The sequence below is a fragment of the Flavobacterium sp. GW821-FHT11G01 genome (assembly GCF_058808175.1).
In genome coordinates this window covers 251,151-275,948 of record NZ_JBXARK010000006.1, presented here as the reverse complement: position 1 = coordinate 275,948, position 24,798 = coordinate 251,151, and the positions used below count along the sequence as shown (strand labels likewise).

At 30.1% G+C, this 24,798-nt stretch carries 22 protein-coding genes; 2 read left to right on the top strand and 20 right to left on the bottom strand.

Translation table 11 applies throughout. From position 1 onward, the window contains the following. Window positions 1-26 precede the first annotated feature (26 nt). Together AC1RRN_RS13355 and AC1RRN_RS13350 are read right to left on the bottom strand one after the other, a co-directional pair. On the bottom strand, window positions 27-881 hold the full coding sequence (locus AC1RRN_RS13355) for a glycoside hydrolase family 25 protein (protein ID WP_492967758.1): 855 nt from the start codon (window positions 879-881) through the stop codon (window positions 27-29). Between the two features lie 11 nt (window positions 882-892). Then, window positions 893-1,603, bottom strand: a complete 711-nt coding sequence (locus AC1RRN_RS13350; RefSeq protein ID WP_492967757.1) for a CDP-alcohol phosphatidyltransferase family protein — start codon at window positions 1,601-1,603, stop codon at window positions 893-895. Between the two features lie 190 nt (window positions 1,604-1,793). On the opposite strand from AC1RRN_RS13350, the gene AC1RRN_RS13345 reads away from it, so the two are divergent. Continuing rightward, window positions 1,794-2,861, top strand: coding sequence for a putative type IX sorting system protein PorV2 (locus AC1RRN_RS13345; RefSeq protein ID WP_492967756.1), 1,068 nt, complete (start codon window positions 1,794-1,796; stop codon window positions 2,859-2,861). Window positions 2,862-2,898: 37 nt separating this feature from the next. After that, window positions 2,899-4,035: a lipoprotein N-acyltransferase Lnb domain-containing protein gene (locus tag AC1RRN_RS13340; protein WP_492967755.1), complete on the top strand. Its 1,137-nt coding sequence runs from the start codon at window positions 2,899-2,901 to the stop codon at window positions 4,033-4,035. A 5-nt stretch (window positions 4,036-4,040) separates the two neighbouring features. Here AC1RRN_RS13340 and AC1RRN_RS13335 read toward each other — a convergent pair whose 3' ends face one another. The 18 genes from AC1RRN_RS13335 to AC1RRN_RS13250 all read right to left on the bottom strand — a co-directional run bounded on the left by AC1RRN_RS13335 (window position 4,041) and on the right by AC1RRN_RS13250 (window position 24,798). Continuing rightward, a complete protein-coding gene (locus AC1RRN_RS13335; protein WP_492967754.1) occupies window positions 4,041-5,429 on the bottom strand; it encodes an exopolysaccharide biosynthesis polyprenyl glycosylphosphotransferase in 1,389 nt (462 codons plus the stop codon). A 61-nt stretch (window positions 5,430-5,490) separates the two neighbouring features. After that, window positions 5,491-6,840 (bottom strand): O-antigen ligase family protein, encoded by a 1,350-nt coding sequence (locus AC1RRN_RS13330; RefSeq protein WP_492967753.1) that lies wholly within the window; start codon window positions 6,838-6,840, stop codon window positions 5,491-5,493. Further along, window positions 6,840-7,922: a glycosyltransferase gene (locus tag AC1RRN_RS13325; protein ID WP_492967752.1), complete on the bottom strand. Its 1,083-nt coding sequence runs from the start codon at window positions 7,920-7,922 to the stop codon at window positions 6,840-6,842. The genes AC1RRN_RS13330 and AC1RRN_RS13325 overlap by 1 nt, the downstream gene beginning before the upstream one ends. Then, entirely contained in the window at window positions 7,919-9,037 is a 1,119-nt protein-coding gene (locus tag AC1RRN_RS13320) for a glycosyltransferase (RefSeq protein ID WP_492967751.1), read from the bottom strand. The genes AC1RRN_RS13325 and AC1RRN_RS13320 overlap by 4 nt, the downstream gene beginning before the upstream one ends. Window position 9,038: 1 nt before the next feature. Then, window positions 9,039-10,022: a glycosyltransferase gene (locus tag AC1RRN_RS13315; protein WP_492967750.1), complete on the bottom strand. Its 984-nt coding sequence runs from the start codon at window positions 10,020-10,022 to the stop codon at window positions 9,039-9,041. Next, on the bottom strand, window positions 10,019-11,017 hold the full coding sequence (locus tag AC1RRN_RS13310) for a glycosyltransferase family 2 protein (RefSeq protein WP_492967749.1): 999 nt from the start codon (window positions 11,015-11,017) through the stop codon (window positions 10,019-10,021). The genes AC1RRN_RS13315 and AC1RRN_RS13310 overlap by 4 nt, the downstream gene beginning before the upstream one ends. Beyond that, on the bottom strand, window positions 11,014-12,558 hold the full coding sequence (locus AC1RRN_RS13305; RefSeq protein WP_492967748.1) for a glycosyltransferase family 2 protein: 1,545 nt from the start codon (window positions 12,556-12,558) through the stop codon (window positions 11,014-11,016). The genes AC1RRN_RS13310 and AC1RRN_RS13305 overlap by 4 nt, the downstream gene beginning before the upstream one ends. 3 nt (window positions 12,559-12,561) lie before the next feature. Further along, entirely contained in the window at window positions 12,562-13,716 is a 1,155-nt protein-coding gene (locus AC1RRN_RS13300) for a glycosyltransferase family 4 protein (protein WP_492967747.1), read from the bottom strand. Between the two features lie 4 nt (window positions 13,717-13,720). Continuing rightward, on the bottom strand, window positions 13,721-14,602 hold the full coding sequence (locus AC1RRN_RS13295; RefSeq protein WP_492967746.1) for a hypothetical protein: 882 nt from the start codon (window positions 14,600-14,602) through the stop codon (window positions 13,721-13,723). Further along, the gene (locus tag AC1RRN_RS13290; protein ID WP_492967745.1) at window positions 14,602-16,035 is read right to left on the bottom strand and encodes an MBOAT family O-acyltransferase; all 1,434 of its coding nucleotides are present in this window, start codon (window positions 16,033-16,035) and stop codon (window positions 14,602-14,604) included. Before AC1RRN_RS13290 ends, AC1RRN_RS13295 begins: the two co-directional genes overlap by 1 nt. A gap of 25 nt (window positions 16,036-16,060) precedes the next feature. Then, window positions 16,061-17,149, bottom strand: coding sequence for a glycosyltransferase family 4 protein (locus AC1RRN_RS13285; RefSeq protein ID WP_492967744.1), 1,089 nt, complete (start codon window positions 17,147-17,149; stop codon window positions 16,061-16,063). Beyond that, on the bottom strand, window positions 17,131-18,531 hold the full coding sequence (locus AC1RRN_RS13280) for a hypothetical protein (RefSeq protein ID WP_492967743.1): 1,401 nt from the start codon (window positions 18,529-18,531) through the stop codon (window positions 17,131-17,133). The genes AC1RRN_RS13285 and AC1RRN_RS13280 overlap by 19 nt, the downstream gene beginning before the upstream one ends. A gap of 1 nt (window position 18,532) precedes the next feature. Next, complete coding sequence (locus AC1RRN_RS13275) at window positions 18,533-19,483, bottom strand: NAD(P)-dependent oxidoreductase (protein ID WP_492967742.1); 951 nt, start codon at window positions 19,481-19,483, stop codon at window positions 18,533-18,535. Continuing rightward, on the bottom strand, window positions 19,464-20,162 hold the full coding sequence (locus tag AC1RRN_RS13270) for an acylneuraminate cytidylyltransferase family protein (protein ID WP_492967741.1): 699 nt from the start codon (window positions 20,160-20,162) through the stop codon (window positions 19,464-19,466). Before AC1RRN_RS13270 ends, AC1RRN_RS13275 begins: the two co-directional genes overlap by 20 nt. Continuing rightward, entirely contained in the window at window positions 20,162-21,319 is a 1,158-nt protein-coding gene (gene neuC / locus AC1RRN_RS13265) for a UDP-N-acetylglucosamine 2-epimerase (RefSeq protein ID WP_492967740.1), read from the bottom strand. Before neuC ends, AC1RRN_RS13270 begins: the two co-directional genes overlap by 1 nt. A 107-nt stretch (window positions 21,320-21,426) precedes the next feature. After that, window positions 21,427-22,443, bottom strand: a complete 1,017-nt coding sequence (locus AC1RRN_RS13260) for an N-acetylneuraminate synthase family protein (protein ID WP_492967739.1) — start codon at window positions 22,441-22,443, stop codon at window positions 21,427-21,429. 80 nt (window positions 22,444-22,523) lie between these two features. Continuing rightward, window positions 22,524-23,408, bottom strand: coding sequence for a glycosyltransferase family 2 protein (locus tag AC1RRN_RS13255; protein WP_492967738.1), 885 nt, complete (start codon window positions 23,406-23,408; stop codon window positions 22,524-22,526). Between the two features lie 133 nt (window positions 23,409-23,541). Then, the gene (locus tag AC1RRN_RS13250; protein ID WP_492967737.1) at window positions 23,542-24,798 is read right to left on the bottom strand and encodes a glycosyltransferase family protein; all 1,257 of its coding nucleotides are present in this window, start codon (window positions 24,796-24,798) and stop codon (window positions 23,542-23,544) included.

Sequence of the window (24,798 nt, the reverse complement as noted above, 5' to 3'; positions counted from 1 at the left end):
ACTAAAAAACTGAACACTGAATACTATTATTCTACTGTAATAAACTGTAATTGTTCTAAATCGCCATTATAAATATTTACATCAACACGATGTTTTATTCCTGGCAAAGAAGCTTTTTCTGTAAACTGCCAGAAAAGCCAATCGTCTTCAATTTTTTCTCTGTAGAAATTGTAATTGGCTATCCAAAACAAATATTCGCTAAATTCTTCTTTTAGGAAATCAGCATAATATCTTTCTCCTGAATAAATTATTGGACGAACCTGATAATGTTTTTCAACTTTAGTCAACCAGCGTTTTAATCCCTTTTTTAAACTATCTAAAGGTTGGTTTTTTGGTAATTTTTCGATATCTAAAACCGGAGGCAAATCGCCTTTTTGCAATTTTACGGTTTTAATAAAAAGATTCGCCTGCTCAATAGAATTTTCGTTTGGACGATAATAATGATAAGCGCCGCGCATAATTTTATTTTCTTTTGCGCCTTCCCAATTCTTTTTAAATTGTCCATCAACGCGGTCATTTCCGGCAGTTGCTCTTATAAAAACAAATTGCACCGGATATTTTTCGTCCAGAATTTCAACTTCTTCCCAATCTACTTTTCCCTGAAATTCAGAAACATCGATTCCGACAACTTTTCCTTTATGATTTTCAAGAACACGGATATTTCGAACATCTGACAAATGTTTATCGACCTCATCTTCATCTAAAACTTTTTCTGATTTAAATCCTAAATAGTACGCCAGTCCTTTTCTGTAATGATAGACGATTCCGATAAATAAAAGCGAAAAAAATAGTACTAAAAGTCCTCGAAAAACCTTGCTTAGAAAAGATTTTCCAGCTGGTTTTCTTGAATATGTTTTACGATAAGTTGTTTTTCTTGCCATTACAATAGGAACTACTTCTTCAAAAACAAATTATTAATAATAGACAATAAAACATAAAAGACAATAATCAAAGGAATCGCAATATAATGAAGCAAAATAACCATCAATACCGAAATAATCAAAAACACGATTTGAAGTGCATTTTCCTTAAAACTAAATTTCTTGATTTTTAAAGAAAATAACGGAATTTCGGCATTCAAAATATAAGCACTACATAAAGTAATTGCCAATAAAACCCACTGATTGGTTAGAATCTCTAACATCAATAGCGAATCAGAATATTTTAAAACCAAAGGCAAACTCAAAATAAACAATGCATTTGCAGGTGTTGGTAAACCAATAAACGAATCTGTTTGACGAGTGTCAATATTGAAATTTGCTAATCTGTAACAAGAACCTAAAGTCACGATAAATCCTAAAAAAGGAATTGCAGGATTGTTTCCCAATTCATGAGCACTGTTCGTAAACAAACTATACATAACATAACCGGGCGCAACGCCACTGGTTACCATATCTGCCAAAGAATCCAGCTGTAATCCCAGCGGACTTGAAACTTTGAATAATCTGGCAAAAAAACCATCAAAAAAATCAAAAAAGATTCCTAAACAAACCATATAAAAAGCCATTTCGTAATTGGCTTCAGAAATAAAAACAACTGCAATACAACCGCAGAAAAGGTTGATTAATGTAATTAAATTAGGAATGTGTTTTTTAATATTCATCTTTATAAAATTTGATAATGGTGAGGAACAAATTTAGTATAATAACTGCATGTACAAGTCGTTTTTATAAGAGTTTTTTATTTGAAATTTTGACTTATGCAATATTTCACAAAAGGAATAAATTAGCTGAGTAAAATATTATATTTTTGATAAAAATTAAAACAGGCCTCAGTCTGCAAAAAAATATACGTTGAAGAAAACCTTACTGCTTTTATTATTTTGGAGCTGCACGCAACAATATGCACAAACTGTTCGAAAATATTCGAATGAATTTATGAATATTGGTGTTGACGCAGCTGCATTAGGAATGTCGAGTGCCGTAGTTGCTTCAACAAATGACGTTAATGCAGTTTACTGGAATCCAGCTGGTCTGACACATCTTGAAGATCATCAGATATCCTTAATGCATGCCAATTATTTTGCCAATATTGCGCAGTACGATTATATTGGATATGCGAGTCCCATTGATGACAGAAGTGCCTGGGGGATTTCGATGATTCGTTTTGGAGTTGATGATATCATGGACACAACTGAATTAATTGATAGTCAAGGAAATATTGATTATAACCGAATTCGCTTGTTCTCAACAGCAGATTATGGTTTTACCTTTTCGTATGCAAGAAAGTTGCCTGTAGAAGGATTTCAATATGGTATTAATGCAAAAGTGATTCGACGTATTATTGGAAAATTTGCGAATTCATGGGGTTTTGGTTTTGATTTCGGATTACAGTTTGAACGAAATGACTGGAAATTTGGATTGATGCTTCGTGATATTACGACAACTTACAATGTCTGGAATATAGATGAAGAAGAATATGCGAAGATTGCCAATGCTATTCCGGGAGAAAATAATGAATTACCGGAAAGTACAGAAATCACTTTACCAAAAGCACAATTAGGAGTTTCAAAGAAGTTTGACTTTCACAATGATTACAGTCTTTTGGTTGCTACAAATTTGAATATGCGTTTTGAACAAACTAACGATATTATCTCATCAAAAATAGTAAGTATTGATCCGGCAGTTGGTTTTGAGTTTGGGTATACCGATTTGGTTTTTCTAAGAGCCGGCGCTGGAAACTTTCAGAATGTGATGCAATTAGATAATACTGAAAAAGTAAATTTTCAACCTAATATTGGACTAGGGTTTAAATACAAAGGCATTCAGGTTGATTATGCTTTAACTGATTTAGGAAACCAAAGCACGGCTTTATATTCGAATATTTTTTCGTTAAAAGTAGATTTAGGTATCTTTAGATAATTTTTACAAACCATTAAACTTCTTAAAATTTTAAATTATGAAAAATGTCATTTTCAAAAAAACACTTTTTAGTTTACTATTATTACTAAGTTTTATTGGTTTCAGCCAAAATTTGCCTTTGTCGAAAGATGCCAAAATAAGTGTTATTACCTGCGGATTAGGCAATGAATCTTACTCTTTTTTTGGACATACAGCCATTAGAGTCGCTGATCCCGCCAACAATATTGATGTTGTTTACAATTACGGAACTTTCGATTTTAGAACCCCAAATTTTGTTGCGAAATTTGCCAAAGGTGACTTACAATATTTTGCAACTGCACATTCCTTTGGAGATTTCATGAATGATTACACTTATGAAAAAAGAAGTGTTTTTGAGCAGGAATTACTTATTCCGCTAGAATTAAAGCAAAAGCTTTTCGATAAACTAAATAAAACTATATTCTCTGAAGATCGTTTTTACACCTATAAATTTATCGATAAAAATTGTACTTCAATGGTTGTCGATGTTATTAATTCAAGCCTGAATGGAAATGTTATTGTAAAAAAAGGTAATACAGATATTACTTATCGCTCCATTTTATTTCCTTATTTTGATGGACATTTTTATGAGAAATTAGGAACCAGTATTATTTTCGGAACCAAGGTAGATCAATTGGGAACTAAAATATTTTTGCCTTTTGAATTAAAAAACAGCTTAGAAAAAACTTCTTTTCAAAATCATCCTTTGGTAAGCAAAAGCCAAACTTTGTTAAGTTTTGAGAAAGAAACACCAACTTCATGGTGGAATAATGTATATACCTATCTCTTTATACTTGCCTTTGTCATTTTGGCCCATAATAAAATAGTAGACAAAATCTATCTTTTGATTTTATCTTTAATGGGAATCTTCTTTGTCGTTGTGGGATTTTATTCTTTTCACCATGAACTGGCGATGAATTATAATGTACTTTTATTTAGCCCTTTTTTATTGATTTTGATTCTTTTATCAATTCTTAAAAACAAAAGGTGGACGTATCGATTTGCTGTTTTACATATCATCTTTTTAATTGCATATAGCCTCTTTATGATCAATAAAGCTCATTTCTTGATTGTTTTACCAATGATTATAACAAGTGGTTTTGTTTTAGTAAGAGTTGCAATCAGAAACAAAAAACGTATTCCTATTATTATCTAATGACTTTACTGTCCGCGATAAAATAAGACCGTGGTAATCGTTTTGAAAGTAATACTCAAATCGAGAAAAATACTTCTATGTTTAATATAGTACAAATCGTATTGTAGCTTTATTAAACTTTCCTCGATCGATTCTCCATAAGAATAATTTACCTGCGCCCAACCGGTAAGACCTGGTTTTATAACATGTCTTGTTTCATAGAAAGGCATAATCTTAGCAATTTCATTGACAAAGTAAGGGCGTTCAGGTCGTGGTCCAATAACAGCCATATCGCCCTTTAAAACGTTAAAAAACTGAGGTAGTTCATCTATTCTTGACTTACGCATAAATTTACCAAAAGGCGTTATTCTTTTATCATTAGACGAAGCAAAAGGTCCATTAACGTCAGAGTTTTTGACCATTGTTCTAAACTTATAAATCTTAAAAATAACGCCGTGCTTTCCTACCCGTTCTTGCGTATAGAATAAGCTTCCTTGGTTGGCAAAAAGATTTCCAATAAAAATTAAGGGGATAAAGCCAACACAAAATATCAAGCCTACTGAGGAAAGAAAAAATTCGATTAAGCGAATTAAAATCAGATATAGTTTATTACTATTGCTCCGGCTAAAAGGGAAAAAACGGTAAAAATCACGCTCGATATAATGTACAGGGATTCGTTGTGTTTTGCTTTCGTATACTTGTGTATATTCACGAATAATATTTCCAGACTCTAATAGATGTAGCAGTTGTTGATATAAATCAGCCGTAATTCCGTCTGTTTTTTGTGATGCAATTACGATCTCAGAAACATTGTTTTTAGCCACAAATAATTCTAAGTCATTCTTTCTAATTTCTTTTACATAATGAAACCCAGTGCCTTCTTGCGAAGCTAAATCAGAATTGACAAACCCTAAAATTTTATAATGCGGATCAACATTTTCAAGTCCCAAAACTAATTCTTCAACCTGATTGTGATCACAAATTAAAATTACATTTTGCGAAAAACGATGTGAAGCCAAAAAATATACATAAAAAAAACGCCATGCCAGTAAAGCACCAAGGATAGTAAAATAAAAAACCAGAATAACCAAACGTTGTTTTGGAAGTTCTGGCGATAAAATTGGTGTAAATAAATAAACTAAAATTGAAGTAGTTGTAGTAAGAACGACACTTCGAAGTATTTGAAACTGATTACTTGCTACCTGAAGATCGTACATTTCGAAAATTGCCCCAAACACAGTCAGGTATACAATTAACATAATTGGTCTGAAATAATGTGCCGAATCTAAATTAAAATACTGAACTTCAAATAAAAAATTCAATAGAAACAATGCCGATAAAACAAAAATAATATCAAAAAGACGAAGTAGTACTTTCCTTTCCGAAATTTCGAAATGTATTCTTTTGGATACCATGGTTTTCTATGTAGTTTTGGGGAGACTATATTTCAGGCAAATGTATTATAAAAAAAAGAAATTAAGTGTCTGATTTATTAGCTTTTTCAGGAATTTTAACGTGAACTGAAAGGAGTGTAAGAGCATACACAAAAGCCGGTGCAGCTGTTCGCATTGCAGCATGGTTTATGGTTAATAACCAAAAAACAAAAAAAGACAAAAAGTACAGGTGCTGCCTGTTATAAATGTATAAAACAAAAGGCGTTATAAAAAGTATCAAAAGTCCCAAAACACCAAATAGACCATGCTCGGCCAACATTCGGGTTATTTCGTTATGTGAAGCAACTGCAGTACCAAAAGTTTTTTGTCTCATTTCTTTTCCCATTCCAACACCAACCCCCGCTATAGGATTATCTAAAAAATAGGTGATTTCGGACTCAATTATTTGCTCTCTCCCACTTAATTGACTTTTTTTCTCCCTCCCTCTTGCATCCTGATTTGCATAACGTTTACCTATCAATCCGCTTGTTTGAATGGAACTATAAGTCCAGATACCAACTCCCATTAAACCGGTCATTATAAAAATCGGGATGAATTTACTTTTACCTTTTGCATTTGAAAAATAATATAATAAAACTAAAAGGCAAACAATCATAAAAACTCCAGTTATTACCCCTCCTCTTGAGAAAGTTACAATTCCCCTATAGCTTACAAAGAGCAACAAAAATCCATTTAAAATTATTTCTTTTTTAGTTTTCGAAAATAAGATTAATTGGGCAAAAAAGATAAAAATTCCTAATCCTAAAATAGTAGAAACCTGATTTGGTCCAAATCCTCCAGATGTTTCAAAATTAGACTGTGTTCCTGTTACTACATCTTTTACACTCGGATTATATAAAAACAAATAAACTGTTGTTGTCAAGATTGGTAATCCCATACTGAGCACAATATTTTGCAAATCTGAAAATAAAACTTTTCTCTTAAACATATAGATTGCACAAATAGCTAAACATACTGGTCCTGATAAGTTAAAAAACAATGCTTTTTTTACGTCTATATTGTAGTCGCCTATTGTTGAAACTATCACAATTCCAGGGATGAGAAGGATTAGAAAAAACCAATAAATGAGTGCATTTAAAGAAAAATTGCTGTACATCATGCCCAACAACATAAAAAACATGACGCTTATTTTAACATATTCATTGTTAAGATTTCCACCAGTCATTCTCAAAAAAACCTCAATGCCAACTAAATATGCTGATATTAGGAGTACTTCATTGTTCTTGTTTTTAGTCTTACTTACGAAATAAAAGCCTATTATCGGAATTAAAAATGCCAGTATTTTAGACAAAAAAGGTACTACAAAAATGATCAAGGCAATAATGCAATGAATTAAAACAATATGAATATAAGACAATCTAAAGTTTTTCATTATTTACTTTTTTTGTATGCTAAAATTAGCTTTTCAATTACTGATTCTTCAGAATAATTTTGAATAACCGTTTTTTTAAATTTCTCAGCTAAAGTATTTCTTAAAATTTCATTGTCAACTATTTTTTTTAATTGATTTTTAACTTCTAATTCTGAAAAAGGATCAAACAATAATCCATCAATCTCATTCTGAATAAGAACAGAACAATACCCAACGTTGGTAGAAACTACGGCAACATTTTCTAAAGCATATTCGAGTAAAGTTACCGGAAAACCTTCTTGTGTTGAAGCTAATACGCCAACTGAAGCCTGAGATAAAATATTTTTAATATCACTTTTCTCACCATATAAATAAATATGATTCTCCAAACAATATGCTTTTATAAAGCCTTTTAGTGCTTCAGAATAAGAATCAAAATAATCTCGACCTATTAAATGTAAACTCCAACCTGATTCAAATAGTTTTAAATCAGCATAAGATTTTAAAATTAAAAAATGATTTTTAGGATTTTTTAAATTAGCCAGAAAAACTATTCTTTTTCCATCTGATCCTTTTAAGTGTGTTAATAATTCACTTGCAGACACATTTTGAAATCTGGTAAAGTTGGGAATAAAAATTACTCTTGAACAATTCATGTTTTTCTCATTCCATTTTTTTAACTGCAGATTCACTACTAAAATAGAAGAAAAAAAAGCTGATAAAAAAACCAAAATTATATTCTTTTTTTTACTTTCTTTTGATCTTGAACCATAGTGATCGTGCCAAAATATTTTTATTCTTGGCAAAGTAAGCTTTACCAAAACGGCTATAAAGAATGAAGAACTATGTGAATGTATGATGTCAATTTTATTTTTGACCAGATATTTTCTAAAGCGAAAAACAGCACTCAGATCTACACGCTTTTTTCTTTGCAAAAATAGATAAGCAACATCCGAATTTATTTGATTTTTTAAACCACCTTCTTTTCTTGTTGCAATTAAACCTGAAAAATCTATATTTTTAGCCAGCGCATTAGCATAATTTATTGCCATTCGTTCTGCACCGCCAATTTCTAAAGAATCTATAATTTGCACAACTCTCATTTTATCAGCAATTTTTTTATTTCGGATTCAAAAACTTCGGTTGTATATTGCTGTGACCAGCTTGCTGCTAGTTTACTCTTTGACAAAAAGTTATCTTCGTTTTTTATTATGTTCTTAATTTGAACTGCATCTTTTTCTAAGTCCATTTCAAGCAAAATACCCCTATTCCCGTAATCAAGCATAAAAGGCACACAAGACACCTCTGTCGCTATTGGTACACATCCCCAAAACATACCTTCAGCAATGGCTTTGGGCCAGCCTTCACTTTTAGATGGCAAAACAACAAAATGGCTTTTTTGATAGGCTTTTTTAATTGTCTCCTGGTTTTGATTTCCATTTAAAAAAATATAATTTTCTAGCTTATTTTTCTTAATATATTCTTCCAAAGCCATTCTTTCACTTCCTTCTCCATATAAATTTAGAACTGCATTTTTATTCTGCTTAATACATTGTTCAACTAATTTTATAGCATACATTGGGTTTTTCCCAGAAACAAGAGTTCCTACAAAAATAAATTCTACCGAATTCTTAAAATCTGTTTTATAAGGCAACGCTTTTTCTGATTCTGAATATGTAGCTGTAAAAAAAGATTTTATATTCTTGGACTGATTCTCCCAATCTCCATATACTAGAACTTTCATATTTCGAGTTAGAAAGGAATTATTCAAAATTTTCTTTTGTAATTTATATGTCCATGGCTGAATACTATTCGAGTCCCAATTTCCAGCGTATTTGGTGGTTTTTATTTTTCCTGGAAATAATATCTGAACTAAACTTCCTATTAAACCAACATTTCCTGGACAACGTAAATGAATATGATCAGCATCTTTCATTGCCCAAAATATTTTCCAAAAAATTATTGGTAACTTAAAGAGTGAAACTATATTAGTCTTAGAACTCGTAAAACTAAAATCAGGAACTTTTCTAAAATCAATCTTATTATGATTATAAGCAATATCAATTATTTCCGGGTTTCCGTTTAACAGAGGCCCAACTACTATGAGTTCATCAACATATTTTAACCAAATATTCATTTCACGCACATAAGGTGCATAACCAAAATATTGATTGTTACTTTTAATATGATTAACATGAGTAATTATTACAAATTTCATTTTATGTATTTTCCAGTAATCTTGTAATAACTTTTTTTGGCGCTAAATATTGGTCAAAATAATTTTTACTTTCTAATTCCAGTTTTCTTTTAAAATCAAAATTTTTTATTATTTTTTCTATTGCTTTGTTAATATCATCACTATCATTTACATAAATGACATCCACATTATCTAACAAATCTTTTGGCAATACATTATGGTGAGGAGTTGTAATAATTGCTTTACCTAAAGCCAAAAACTCAGCCAATTTCCAACCGTGACAGGAAAGAACTGCTGGAGTACTAAATACAAAAGCAGAATTTTTGATTTTTTTAATATAGGTTTTTAAAGGTATTTTTTTTGAATACACTAAATCATCAAAGCCCAAATTATCTCCATTACTTCTCGCAGCAAATCCTCCTTCAAAAATAATATTCGAATTATTTTTACACGATTTTATAAATAAAGCACGATTTCTATTCGTTTCATTTTCCTGTTTCCAAATACTATTTATAAAAAAAACTTGATTGTTAGATGATTGAACTGGATCATATTTTTCTAATCTTAATCTTTTATACTGCCTCCAATAATTGGCAATAAATTCTCTTTTGTTTGAGATAGAATTTTTAAATCTAATGAAATTTAAAATCAAATAGCTAAATGTTTTAAACAAGTTCCAAATCTTAATACCAAAACTAGGACCAATAGCAATAACCTTTTTGCTATTCTCAACAGGTAAATGATTCAGATTATAATTTACCTTCCCGTATATATCACACCATTCAAACTCAATATTATTAATTTGATTTGAATCTTTTGAATCAATAATGATTTTCTTCGAATAATTATCATTTTCAATAATAAAGGCAAAAGTACCCTGATTGAATTTAGGAAACTTTGAAATATTAAATTCAAAATCCTGATAAATTTCTTTTATCCCCTGAATATAATAGCCATCATAAAAAACATTACAAAGACCGTATATATAGATTTTTGATTTCATCATACCTCACCAGGTTTTTTAAAAAACAAACTCCACCATCCTATTGTCCTTCCTAATGCTTCTGTAAAAGCAGCTTTTTTATTTTTATCAGTAATAACATTTGTAAAACGAATTAAGGTAAGTAAAATGGTTATTGCATTCCATTTTAATCTGGCTTTAAAATCTGGCTTTGCATTTTTAATGCGCCAAACATACCAGCCATTTCTCACAACCATTTTACCATATTGATATTGATTTGGCCGTCCGGATACAGCGTGAAAATGATGCAATTTAGCCTTTGTATTCAGATATAATCTTCCGGTTTTAGCAACTCTTAAAGTAAAATCGGCATCTTCATATAAACCGTAGCCTTCAAAATAAGTAGAGAATGAAAGTTTTTCAAAAATAGATTTTCTAAAAGATGAAACACCTCCCATTAATTGTTCTACTTCATAAATCTTATCACTAGGTGGCAGAAAACCAACACTTCTTCCATGCGAAAATAATGGCGAAAAACCAGGCATGCAATCGCTATCAAGATTTAGTTTTTTTCTAAGAATAAAACGACTTCCATCTTTTCGTTTCCATCCATCAAAATAAAATTCATTAATTTTTGGAATATAATTATTCTTTGTTTTTTCCCATTTTATTTCATTGTATATGTAGCCTCCAGCTCCTAAAGCTTCTGGAAAAACTTCATACGTATTTAGTAAATTCTCAAAATAATCTGGTTCTAAAATCGTATCATCATCTAAAAAACAAACAATTTCAGTATCATCGGTAACTTTTTGAATTCCAAAGTTTCTTTGTTTTGTGAGACCGCGGTTTTGATCATCAACTAAAAAATATTTTAAATTCTTAAATTGATTTGAACTTAAAACGGCTTCTGTTTCGCCATTTTTAGATCCATCGATAATTAAAATTTCATCTGGATATAAATTTTGCATCTGAATCGATTTCATCAACTTAAGCAATGGTTCCGGACGCATGTAAGTACAAATGATTAGGGAAAATTTCATACTTTATTAATTAATTCATTTGCCCAATACAAACTTTGTCTCCATTCTTTTTGAAATTTAAAAAAATATTTTATTGGATTTTTAATGGATTGTCTACTATAATATTTAAAAAACAAAATTATTTGATATCCTTTTATTTGTTCTTTAGTTTCATGCAATATTTTATAAATTATTACTGTGGGAGATGGTTTGGGTTTAATTTTATCTTTATTCCAAGCTAAATCTGGTTTTGTTCTAAAACCTCCTACAGGAGCTTTTAAATGTAAAATTTGAGGAGTAGGAAAATGTAAAATATCATATCCTTTATTTCGAATCTGCATTCCAAAGTCACTATCTTCTCCAAATCCAAACTCGTATTTTAAATTAAAAGATATATTTTGAACTACTTCTTTTTTAGCAATACTGCATCCTGACCCAAATGACACCCATTGAAAGATCTCTTTATTAATCGTTTTTTGATTCTTTTGTAAACAACTAAAAGTCGCGACCTTGCTTTTATATTTAGCAATCAAACTAAAGGAAGCTTCTATAAAAGATTCTTCTATTCTAATATCATCATCAGCAAAAAAAAGCCATTCGCTTTCAACTTCCTTAAGTGCCAAATTTCGAGCATTACAAGCTCCTGCCTGATTTGTAAAAGTATGTTTAATTTTAAAAGGCCAAACTTCAGAGACTAAATAGTCCAATTCTGAAACACTTTCTGGTAAAGGATTTTGTTCCACTATTATTACATTATTAGGCAAATAGGTTTGTTTCGATAAATCTTTCAAAAAATCATACAAATATTTTTTTCTTCCAATAGTTGGAATTATTACATCGATTGTTTCAGAATCGTTTGTTTTCAACAAAGAAAAAGCACTTATTTTATCTAAACTTATGTTTTTATCATTTCTATTTTTAAAAAACCAACTATACATCAAAGCTAAAAGTGGAAATTTAAACTCAAAAACCATTAAATTAAAAAATAGTAAAAATGTCCATCGCGTTCTGTAGTGCTGTTTTACAAATCTAAAAAGGGTAAAATTTGAATATTTTTGAGCAACCTTTAGGTCAATATCTTGTATAAACAATTTTCTTTCTGAATAACATAATAATCCAAGTGGCATACAAATTTTAGCTACTGAATTTAGATAATAATTAAAATTTGAATCAGGTCTTATTTTCTGATTGATTTCAATCAATATTTTGGCGTGAATGGCTCCTGCTAAACTGCTCATTTGCCAAGTTGGATAAGTTACGTCCTTATTGATTTTAATAAAAGGAGATTGGTCGATATAACCTATTTTTCTACCTAAAAACTCATTATGATTTGGATTATATGACAACATCATTTTATCATGATGAAAACTTTCTTTTATTCCCTCTAAATTAAGATAGTTTTGATAATTTTTATCACACCAAACTATTTTTGATTCAGGATACTGCAAAGCTAATTCAGTTATTACTGTTGCAATTTGAGCATTACTATTATGCGTTAAAACTTCATTATCTTCTGAAGTAATTTGAACTACATGTTTATTATTATGGTAAACTATTATCAAAATTTAAATTTTAACTGATTCATAAAATTCAATGTTCTTCTTTACTAAAACTTTTGTATCAAAACATTCTTCCACTTTTTTTCTTGCGAATTTTCCAACTCTGAGACTTAACGTTTCATCATCTAAAATAGTTACAATTTTTTTTGCAAAATCATAATGACGTTTAGGATCTATTAAAAAACCATTTTCTTTATCATCAATCACTTCGTATGCCCATCCTATATTTGATGCGACAATTGCTTTTCCCATGGCCATAGCCTCCAACCATGAAACTGGAAAAGCTTCAGCAAAGGAAGGAAAAACACAAATACTTGCCTCTTGTATTTTTTGTTTTATTTCAACATGAGGAATAGTCCCCAAATAGGTAACGTTACCAATGGCTTTATCAGAAAACAACTTCTGCATCATTTGCCAGGTAGATGAATTACCCGAAATAATATCAGGAACATCTTTACCAATTAAAATTAATTTGATTTCAGGATTGTTTTCGATTACTTTATTAAAAATTAAAGGCAGTTCTAAAAGTCCTTTTTTACGAATTAAACTTCCAAAATATAGAATGCTTTTTTCTTTTTGACTATAATTACTATAATTAGTGTCTATTTCAAATAAACTAGTATCAATAAGATTTGGAACAATTGTAAATTCTTTATTTAAGTCAAAAACTAAATTTGTCAAATCTGCGGTAAACTGACTTACTGATAATAAAGCATCTGCCTTTCTTAATGCTCTTTTTTCATGAAATTTATTTATCCATTTTACAGGTCGATTATCCAAATGACAGAAGTAAGTATCAGAACCATGTAATCGAATTATAATTGGACATTTATTTGGTTTAATAAATGATGTAATTCCAGTCCAGTCAGGTGCTTCTATTAAATCAATTTCCTGGGTAGAATATAATTTATTAATTATTCTTTCTAGTTTTTTTCTTGTCAGAAACCAGGATAATCCCTTGAACTTTATATTTTTAATCTGTTGAATTAAAATTCCATTATCATCAAAAACAGCATCTTCTTTTTGGCCATAAACCAACACTCGAACCGAAATACCTTTTCCTAAAAGTCCGATCGCTAAATTTTTAATACTTGTACCTATACCTCCAGAATTACCTGTTTTAGAATGTGGATATTCTGGTGTTAAAAAGGCTATTTTCATGGTTTTACTTCTTAAAAAAATCTTTTAAAATCCTTGCTGTAAACATATTTGCTCCTGTATCAGTCATGTGTCCGCAGGACGAAAAATATTTATTTTCTACAACTACATTTTCATAATTATGAATTTCGGGATATGCTTTTTTAACTTTTTCAAAATAATTCATACCAACAACATTTTCGCACATTGGCGTCATAACTGCAATAAATTTTATATTGTTTGCTTTACAAATGTTTTTAATTTCTTCATAATATTTATTGTGAGGTAAAGGATTCAAATTGACAATATTATTCTTCATATTGCCATTTTTGTGCTTTTTTAATGGATAAAATCCAAGATTATCTAAAGCATTTGTTGTTTGATGCGTTACGATTTTATAAGTTTCTCTAAATCCTATTTTTGCATCATATTTTATATATCGGTAAAAAGGAATATAATAAAGCTCTTTAAAATTTTCCTGAGATGCAAAATGATTTTTTATAACTTCAGAATTATAAATAAAGGGTAGAAATTTAGCAGAGACGCCTTCAGACTCCTGATCATTAGATAAATTTAAATCAGCTTCGAGAATGACGTTTTTAATTGTATATTTTCTTTCAATCATCAATTTTAGCATTAAAGAAGCTTCAAACAAATGCCCGCCACTCATACCGTAATTAAAAGTTTTTAATCCTTTATCTTCAAACATCTTCGAAACAAAATGATTATTTGCTCTCGACGATCCTAAAATTACGACATCATATCGCTGTGGTTCTGAATTGAAAACATTTTCTATTTTTCCTCTATTTTTAGATTGCAGAAACACTTTAGTATATAATCCGTCCAGAGCAACCGCTAATAAAGCTGTTACGATTAAAATTTTGGTTGTATAAATTAAAAAGCGTTTCATTAAAACTGAAAATATATAAATTCTTTATAATCTGAAAAAGTTCCAAAAGCCATTATGGTAAGAATGGCCAACGCGACTTTTAACAAGCTTCTTTTTCCTGAAAGAGGTTCGATTTTGCTACGATTAAACCATTCGACCAAAACAAAAAGACCAATCATTGCTAATAATTCATAACTATAGCGTTCATTATCTAAATATTGAAAACTAAAATCTCTACTAGTTAAAATTCTTTTTAGGTATAAAATCGCATCATTAATTGTTCTGGCTCTAAAAAACACCCAGGCTATGCAAGTCAATAAAAAAGTATAGAAAATACTAAGTATTACTTTAACCGAATCAAAATCAAATTTTAGCTGAATTGTATCTATATTATTTCGATTACTATTTGATAAAAGCAACGGTAAAAAATAAACGGCATTAATGAATCCCCATACTATATAAGTCCAATTTGCACCATGCCAAAAACCACTAACTACAAAAATGATAAAAGTATTTCTGATTTTCATCCAAAGTCCGCCTTTACTTCCTCCTAGTGGAATATAAAGATAATCTCTAAACCAAGATGAAAGCGAAATGTGCCAACGACGCCAAAATTCAGCAATATCTCTGGAAAAATAAGGATAATTAAAATTTCGCAATAAATCTAAACCAAACAATTTTGAAACTCCCAACGCAATATCTGAATATCCTGAAAAGTCACCATAAATCTGAAAAGCAAAATAAACGGCCCCTAGTATTAGAGAAAATGAATTCATTGTCGTGTAATGATCAAAAATGGCATTAGCATAAGTCGCACAAGTATCTGCAATAACCACTTTTTTCACTAAACCCCATATAATTTGATATATGCCTTCTTTGGCTTTTTCTAAATCAAATTCCCGTTTTACTTTTATTTCCGGTAATAAATGTGTAGCTCTCTCAATTGGGCCAGCAACTAAAAGAGGAAAATAGCTTACAAACAAAGAATAATCTACAAAATTATATTCAGCCTTTATTCTTTTGAAATAAATATCAATAACATACGATAAACCATGGAAAGTATAAAATGAAATTCCGACTGGAAGGATAACATCTAATAAAATTGGACTTGCATGAACTCCTACTGAACTTAATAATTCAGAGAATGAAGCTGCAAAAAAATTGTAGTACTTAAAAATTCCCAGGAAACCTAAGTTGACAATAATACTTAACCAAAACCAAAATTTACGGCTCTTATCCGATTTTCCTTTCTCGATTTGAATTCCGGTATAATAATCTAGAAAAGTAGAGAAAACCAATAAAAATAAGAACCTCCAATCCCAACAGGAATAAAAATAATAACTGGCAACAATTAATAAAGCATTTTGTGTGCTTTTAGTTTTATTGAAAACAAACCAATACAAGAAAAAAACGATTGGTAAAAAAATAACAAATGCTAATGAGTTAAAAAACATCTTTAAGATTTATGGAATTTTAAATTTAATAGACTTCTTTTAAAATTAATTTCAAATGATTGTCTACCATTTTCGGCAAAGAAAAGGAATTGGCAATTAATTCTCTTGTATTAGTAGATATCTTTTTGTTACCTAAATAAACATCTTCGAGAATTTGTTTTAATTCCTGAATATTTTTTGCCTGAAAAACATATCCATTTGTTCCTGATGAAACAACTTCAGTATTTCCGCCAACATTTGTTGTAATTACAGGTACATTTGCCGCAAGACTTTCTAAAATTGATAAGCTGAAACATTCCATATGTGTGGGTTGTAACAAATAGTCATATTGAGAAAAGATTTCATTTAGATTTGGCTTATTACCCATAAAAATGAAGCATCTCTCTAATTTATACTGTTCAATTTTTTTTAATAATTGTTCCTTATATGAACCATCTCCATAAATTATTATTGAAATTTCTTTTTTAATATCATTCGAAAGAAATGAAACCGCCTTAATTAAATCTTGTATTCCTTTTGATTCCCTGAGATGAGAAGCTACTAAAAAAGTTGGCTTTTCACTATTCCGATACTCTCTTGTCAATATCGTGTCTAATATAACTCCGTTGTAAATTGTTTGTGTTTTTGATTTTAAATGAGAACCAAAATCTTTTAAAATTTGTTTTACAGTATAATTAGATACGCCGACAAAAACATCAATATATCTCGAAAACAAAATCCCTTTTATTTTTTTATTTATCTTTTTTTTGAATGAATATCCATTTAAAGGTCTTGGATTATGGTCGACAGCAATAATTTTTGCGTTTGATACTTTCTTGATTTTATAAAAAAATGGTGTGCATAGTTCTACAAAATGAGTGATAATATAAGTGTATTCTGTTTTGTTTTGTTTACAAAAAGAAAGGAAATTATTTTCAACACTCTCAGTAGTATTTGTATAGATATTTAAGGAAGTGTAATTTCCATGATTTGATTTATTTGGAAAAAACCAATCAATTTCAATACCTAATTCCTTGCACTTTTTATCAAAATTCCAGAAAAAATAATCCATTCCTCCTACTCGTTCCGAGAGGAGTTGATAATTACAAAGAATGGCTATTTTTCTTGACTCCATTTTCTTAAAGTTGTTGCAATTCTTTCTGAAGTTCCTTCAAGTGGTTTTCCTATTTGAAGTTGAATTAATTTTTTTCTGGATTCTAAGTCTGTATCTGGATTCTTAATATATAATACTATTGAATCTATTAGTTCCTGCTTATTTTTAACAATTCTGGTTGCATTTGACATTATCACGTTTTTTATATGTGCATAGCGCAAAAACCTTTGATCGTCATACAGACCATTTTCTAAATTCCCAAAGGCGGGATTAATTACAGGTTTATTAAATTGCATAAAATCAAGACTCATGGTAGAAAGCATATTAATATTCAAATCTGAAAATTCTAAAATACTCCTCAAATCTATGATATCTTCAATGGTAGGGACTCTTTGAGACCATTCTTCCTGATGATTTTTTCTTAAAAGTTCCCACTTAGGAAAATTCCACTTGATCGAAGGATACTTTTCGAACAAATCTCTAAATCGTTTTCCATCTTCAGCTGGAGAAGTTCTAACCAAAAAGTTAACTTCGGGAATTTTTTTATCTATAATAGCATTGGCAATAGTATCAATATACAAGACATCATTCTGACTTGTAGAAACATCACCACAACTAAAACAAATAGTTTTAAGATTTACATTTATATTAAATTTATCTGCAAAACTAACCTTATCAGTCTTATATCTATCTAACACATACGGTTCGAACTGAGGAGTTCCTACAACTTCAATTTGATCATTAGAAACAGAAGAATAAAAATGTAGAAGTTCTGATTTCATCAAATCGCTCCAAACCAAATAATAATTAAAATTTCCAGACATTCTGCCTTTAGAAGCTAAATTATCCCAACTAAAAATAAAAGAAGCAGTTTTTATTTTAAATTTTTCAGCCTGATATATTAATGGTGCTATAAAAGGAGGCCTTTGATGCGTAAAGAACAAAATATCAACATTCTCGCTTTTAAGAATGATTGCATATTCTTTAACGATTGTATTGTTTTTAAAGGACCATTGTTGCCATTTATTGAATCTTTGAATCCATTTTTCTGAATTTAGAAAGGAAGAAATCTTAAATATAAATCGTGTTGAATAGCCCCTAATGCTTTTTGCTTTTGATTCATTTTTTTTCAAATTCGAGCTTATTCCCTCATTTTCACTTTTGTGAAGTTGTAAATGGGCTACTTCTTTTATTTTTCTAAAAAACCAAGTAGGAAATTTTTCTTCAAAAACAGGCAACTCAATAATTTTAAAAACCATTTCAAGATCTTTGTAAGCTTCCTTTGGCAAACAGGAAAATATAGTTATCTCAGTAAAAGATTCCTGAGCCTTCTGACAAAAATCAGTAAGCATGAAATTTCTAAATCCAACGCCATCTGTGATAACTATTCCCAGTTTACTCATCTTAATTTCCATTTATCATTTTAAAAAGCTTCCTAACCACAAATTCCTCTGTCATTTCCATTGACTCATAAGTTGCTCCAGCAATATGTGGCGTTAATATCACATTATGGTTTTGTTTTGCCAACATCACTAATCTTTCATTTTCCAAATTATTCTTAGAATTAATTTCGTTTTCTAAAACATCAGAAGCATAACCTTTTATCATTTTTTTTTCTATCAGTTGACATAAATATAGTTCATCAACCACAGCACCTCTTGAAGTATTTATTAGAAACGCATCACTTTTAATTTGATCCAATAACGCTCGATTAACAAAATGAATGTTTTCATTGTTTAATGGGATATGTATCGAAATTATATCGGCCCAACTAAACAGTTCTTTTGGATTATTAAAACTTTTACAATTTGTTTTTTCTATATTTTTAAGATCATAAAAACCGATTTCCATTCCAAATGCTTCTGCATAATTGGCTACCTGAAAACCTACTCTTCCTAATCCTAACAAACCAATTTTTTTTCCTTTAAGATTATTTCCTTTAAACAGGTCTCTTCTCCAAAAACCATTTTTAACGTCGTCAAATGCTTTAGTCACATTACGCATCAAAATTAAAATTAATCCCCAAGTATGTTCTGCTGTTGAAGGAATTGAACTCAAAAAATCATATTCTCCTTTCAAAGAAATAACTTCTCCGCCTTTACTTTCAAAGTAGTCTACATCAATATGATCTAAACCAGTTGTAGCAGTTAAAATATACTTTAACTGAGGAGCAGAATCAATAATTTTGGCACTAATATGAAAGCGAAGCCTTATGAAAACAACATCAGCATCTTTTAAGTAATCCTGCAAAGAATTTTCATCCTGGACATCTAACAAAATCACTGTTCCAATTTCTGAAAGTAACCTTAAAGCTTGCTTACTAAAATCTTGAGATTCAACTACAACTATTTTCATTTTTCCAATCTTCATACAACATTTCAGCTATTTTAAAGTCACGAAAAGAATCAATATTCACTAACCAATTTTCATCCATCACATACGCTTTTTTATTTTCAACCATAAAAGATTTTTCTTTTAAAAAAGCTTTTACCCGTACTGCATAAAAACATCCATTTCTAAAATACACAGGCACCAGATCTTGTCTTCTTTTACTTTCTCCCTCATTTATAAAAGGAATCAGCTTATTATCTTTTTCTAAATTATACATTCTTGCTGGATGATAATCTTCTAAAGGAACTACACTAATAACCCCATCAATAAATTCGTCTTTTTCAAACATTTTTATTATGTTCTCCAGATCAATTGAAGTTCTAAGTGGTGACGTTGGTTGCAATAGAACTATTAAATCATATTCTTCTTCGAGTTTCTGATAAACTTCGGCAACAGCAGTTACAACATTACTTGTGTCTTGTGCTAAACTTGCATTTCTTTTAATAATTTCTGCCTCAAACTTCAAAGCAATATTTAAAATCTCATCAGAATCTGAAGAAACAATTGTTTTCGTAATCTTATTGCATTTTTTAGCACACTCGATTGCATGAGCTATCAAAGGTTTTCCTCCTAATAATTTAATATTTTTCCCCGGTACACCTTTGCTCCCTCCACGTGCTGGAATAATGGCTAAAACTCTCATTAATACATAATGGTTTTATGAAACTGCAAAGGCAAATCAGCAAGTAATTCGGCTATTTGTATACCTGCTTTTCCGTTTCCATAAATAGAAGATGAAATAGTTTTTCCTTTTTGTACTAAAGAAACAATTGCTGCTTCTATCTCTTCCTGTGAATAATCCACATCTACACTGTTTCCTCCGCGATCTCTTCGATTTTGACGCGAACCAATATTAATTACAGGCACTCCCAAGAATGCACATTCTCTAATACCAACACTAGAATTACCTATCAGGCAATCGCTATGTTTCAGTAATTCTAAGAAATCTTTTCCTTCCATGTTCTTGAAAAAATGGACATTTGGCAATTGATGTTGCTCTCTAAAAGCTCGTATTCCTGTTGAAGTACCGTCTGCTCCTGCATCAACATTAGGCCAAAACCAAAGTGTAGGTTTATTTATTTTATAAATAGCTTCTAATGTGGCTTCTATATGTTTTCGGGAATCTTTGTATTCTGTAGTAACGGGATGCTGCATTACAACTAAATATCCGTTCGATAGATCAGGTGTTGCTCCCACGCCTCCATATTTTTCATAAGGATTAAATGGAAGTGATTTACTTTGAATGATCTCTTCTGCTAAATCAATAGAAGGACAGCCTGTATTAAAAACCATTGCTGGGTCTTCTCCTAATTTTATAACTCTGTCTTTAGCACTCTCAGAAGCTACAAAATGATAATCAGATAACTTAGTGATTGCGTGACGTACTTTTTCATCAATATTTCCGGTAACTTCACCTCCTTGTATATGTGCTAAAGGAATATTCATATAAGAAGCTGCAATAGCAGTTGCCATAGTTTCAAATCGATCAGCTACCGTTACTACTATATCTGGTTTTAAATTATCAAAAACGGTAGATAATTCCAAAATACCAATTCCAGTGGTTTTTGCCGCAGCAGTCAAATTTTCTCCTTCTAATACATTAAAAACCTTAGCCGAAATTTTAAAACCATCTTTTTCAATAAAATTCACGGCAGAACCGTATCGATCCAATAAGGCTGAGGCCGCTACTACTAAAAGCAGTTCTAAATCCGGATGATTTTGAATAGCAGATAATACTGTTTTTACACGACTGTAAGAAGGACGCGCCGTGATAACCACAGCTATTTTTCTTTTTGGCATTTTTAATTTATTAAAGGGCTAAAGTAGGTAAAAAAGAGGAAAGGTTAAACGTAATTTTTTAGTATTATCTATCCAATTTTATAGGATTAACAGAACTTAAACCTGGTTTATAATAAATCAGCTTCATTCAAAAAATCCCATTGTTTTAAATCTTTATTCAATGTTTTCCCTATTATTTCCTGAAAACGAGAAGCATCTATTCCTAAACCTTTTGGCTTTTTTGATTCCAAATCATCAAAAGACAAAATATGATTTTTAGGCAAATCTTTGTTTACTGCCAATGATTTTTCAAAAATTTGCTTTAGTGAAGAAAAAGCTTCATTACTATTTTTATCAATGTTATTTGATAAAGCAGTGGCTATATTCCGAACAGCAATTACCAAATCTTTAGTCTCTGAAATTGTCAAAGAAGACATTGAATCCGGACCAAACATTTGCCTGTCAAATACAATATGAAGCTCTAGAATAGTGGCCCCAAGCGCAGTTGCAGCTATACAAGTTTCTATTTTTGCAGAATGATCTGAAAAACCAACGGATACATTGTAACGTTTTTTCAACTCCTGAATAACATTCAAACCATATTGTTCTGGTTGTGTTGGATAAGCTGTAGTACATTGCAAAATTGAGAAATCAACATTTCTTTCTTTCAAGAAAGCAACTGTCTGATCTAACTCGTTATAAGAACTCATACCTGAGGACAAAATTACTGGTTTGCCAGTTTGGGCAATTTTTTCTAAGATCAAAAAATTATTAACTTCGCCTGAACCAATTTTGTAACATTCAACACCTACCTCCTCCAACCAGTCTACAGCCAAATTGCTAAATGGCGAACAAATGAAATCTAATCCAACCTCATCACAATGTTCTTTAATCTTTTTCCATTGTTCCAAAGAAAACCCCATACGTTTCCAATAATCAAATCTTGTCTTGTCTTCTAATGAAAACTTTACACGAAAAGGCTCCTGTTCACTACTTTCAGCTTCTGCAATGTGCATCTGAAACTTTACAGCATCGACGCCAGTTTGCGCTACAGCATCAATATAAGAATGTAAAATCCCTAAACTGCCTTCATGAGCCTGGCCAATTTCGGCAATTATATATGGTGATGTTTTTTTTGATAGCATATTTAAGTTTTCTTTTTTATAACAAAAATACTTTATTGCTGATATTTTTATTCCATTTTTGATTTCTAATCGTAAAAATTTTAAAATTTTAAACTGGATAAATTTCTCATTTTTAGAATTAAAGTTTTATCAACAGCATTTCGATATCTTAAAATTTTAGGGATATGAATTAAAACCACAAAAATTGTTTTAATATATTTTTTGAAATATACCTTATCAGTCAAGGCGTATTTTTTAAAATTATGCCAATACATCTTTACTATATTTAAAACAGGAAGCGGATAATAAACCAAAAAATAATATGTTGAATTTTTTAATTGCTTTTCGAATCTAAAGTAACTATGGTTCCCTAATTTTCTTATTTCTTTATTGACTCTATGATTTATTTTAATTTCATTTGAGTACAAAATATCAAAACCTTTAGACATAACCTCAATAGACAAGCAGGATTCTTCTCCATAAATATCGATCCAAACCGGAAAACCATTGGTGAGGTTATAAACTGATTTTCGAATAGCAAAACCACAACCAATAAATTCAGCAGTTAGGAATTCTTTCTTTTCTTTTTCAGATATTTCTATTGCTTCTGAATCTGATTCAAAGATTCCTTTTATTTCTTCAAAAGCAATAATACCTACATTTGGATTTTTATCAAACAAGTTTTCTGTTATAGAAACAAAATCAATATTTAATGGATGTGCATCATCATCTAAACCAATTAATATTTCAGAATTTGCCACTGGGTAAATCTGATGTCTTGCTGCAGAGGCTCCTATTGACTTTGTAGAAACAAACCATTTTACCCAAGTCAATTCATTTTGAAGACATTCAGAATCATCTGTGCATCCATCCAAAAAAACTAAAACTTCAACTTCAGATTTAACTATTAACGAATCTAATATTGTCAATGTCTTAAGTAAATCTTCTTTTCTGTTTTTTGATACGATTAATATTGAGGCTCTCATTCTTGTAATTTATGGATTTTATTCAAAACGATTATAATCTTTTACTTCATTAGTTACCATTGAAACAAAAAATTTAGGGTAATAATCACACACGTTTAGAAATTAAAATTGTATCACGAATCTGTTCTTTGAATTAGGTTTGATATTGATTAGCTAACATGCTATTCAATATCTCTTTTAAATGCCCAGAAGAAACATATTCGACTAAATCTCCTCTATTTAAATTTAAATTAACCGAATTTTCTTTCCACAACAAATAAAGTTTTTTTATTAATGATGCGATTCGCTCTATATCATCTACTTCTGACCAAAATTCATAATCTTTCCCTAACAACCTTCTTGTTTCACTATAATAAGGAGCCAGCAAAAGAATAGCCTTATTTGCTTCAACACAATGAGGAAATTTAGCGGGAAGAAAAGGACTAATTTCTCCTTTTGCTTCTAAAATTATGTTAATAGCTACATTCTTCTGTAAATTATAGACTTCGTCAAAGGGTTTGTTGCCATTGTGAATATAAATTTCAGAGCTATTTTTTTTATAATTTTCCAGCATTTCAGTATGATAGGAGGCATTGCCTAATAATAGAAGTTTTGCATCTGTTTTTGCTTCTGGATTTTGTTCTAAAAACAAATTAAAGCCTTTTATCAAACCTTCAGGAGAGCGTTGTTTCATTAAATTTCCGGCATGGAGCAAATTAAATTTTGAAACATCAAAATAAGATGGGAAAACAGTATTTTCAATTTCATATTTTTCATTTTGATGAGGAATAATAATTCCTGTTTTTTCAAAATTGGGAAAATAACTGCTCATCCATTCTTTTAATAATTGACTAGGAAAGGCACTATATCTCGCTTTTACAGCAACTTCATTAAAGAATTTTTCTTTTTGTTGATAACTTGATTGTACCCAATTGTATGGTCTCGGATAAAAATGAAATGGGAATGGATCATGCACATATGCGATCCATTTATTATGTAAATATGGTAATTTAAGAACTGCATAATGTGATCTAAAACTTGCTCCCTTACTTAAAGTCAATACGAGATCTGGCTGAAATACAATTTTTTCTATTGCTTTTTGAATACTGTTGGTATCGTTAAAAAAAGTAAATGAAAAACCAAATTGTCGTTCCAAAAAGGGAGCTAGATTGACTTTCAAATTTCGGCTTATAACGCGTTGCAATCTGCTTAAAAAATAGTTTACACTTGTTTTTATTTCAGGAATTGCATAAGTACCTATGTTTTCTAATTTAATATCTTTTAGTGTATAATGATAAACCAAAACTTCGAATCCCTCTTTATACAAATTATTAATTAAGGCAACATTGGCTTTAGATCCACTACTATCTTCTATGTTTATCGAATCTACAACTATGAGTATTTTTTTCAT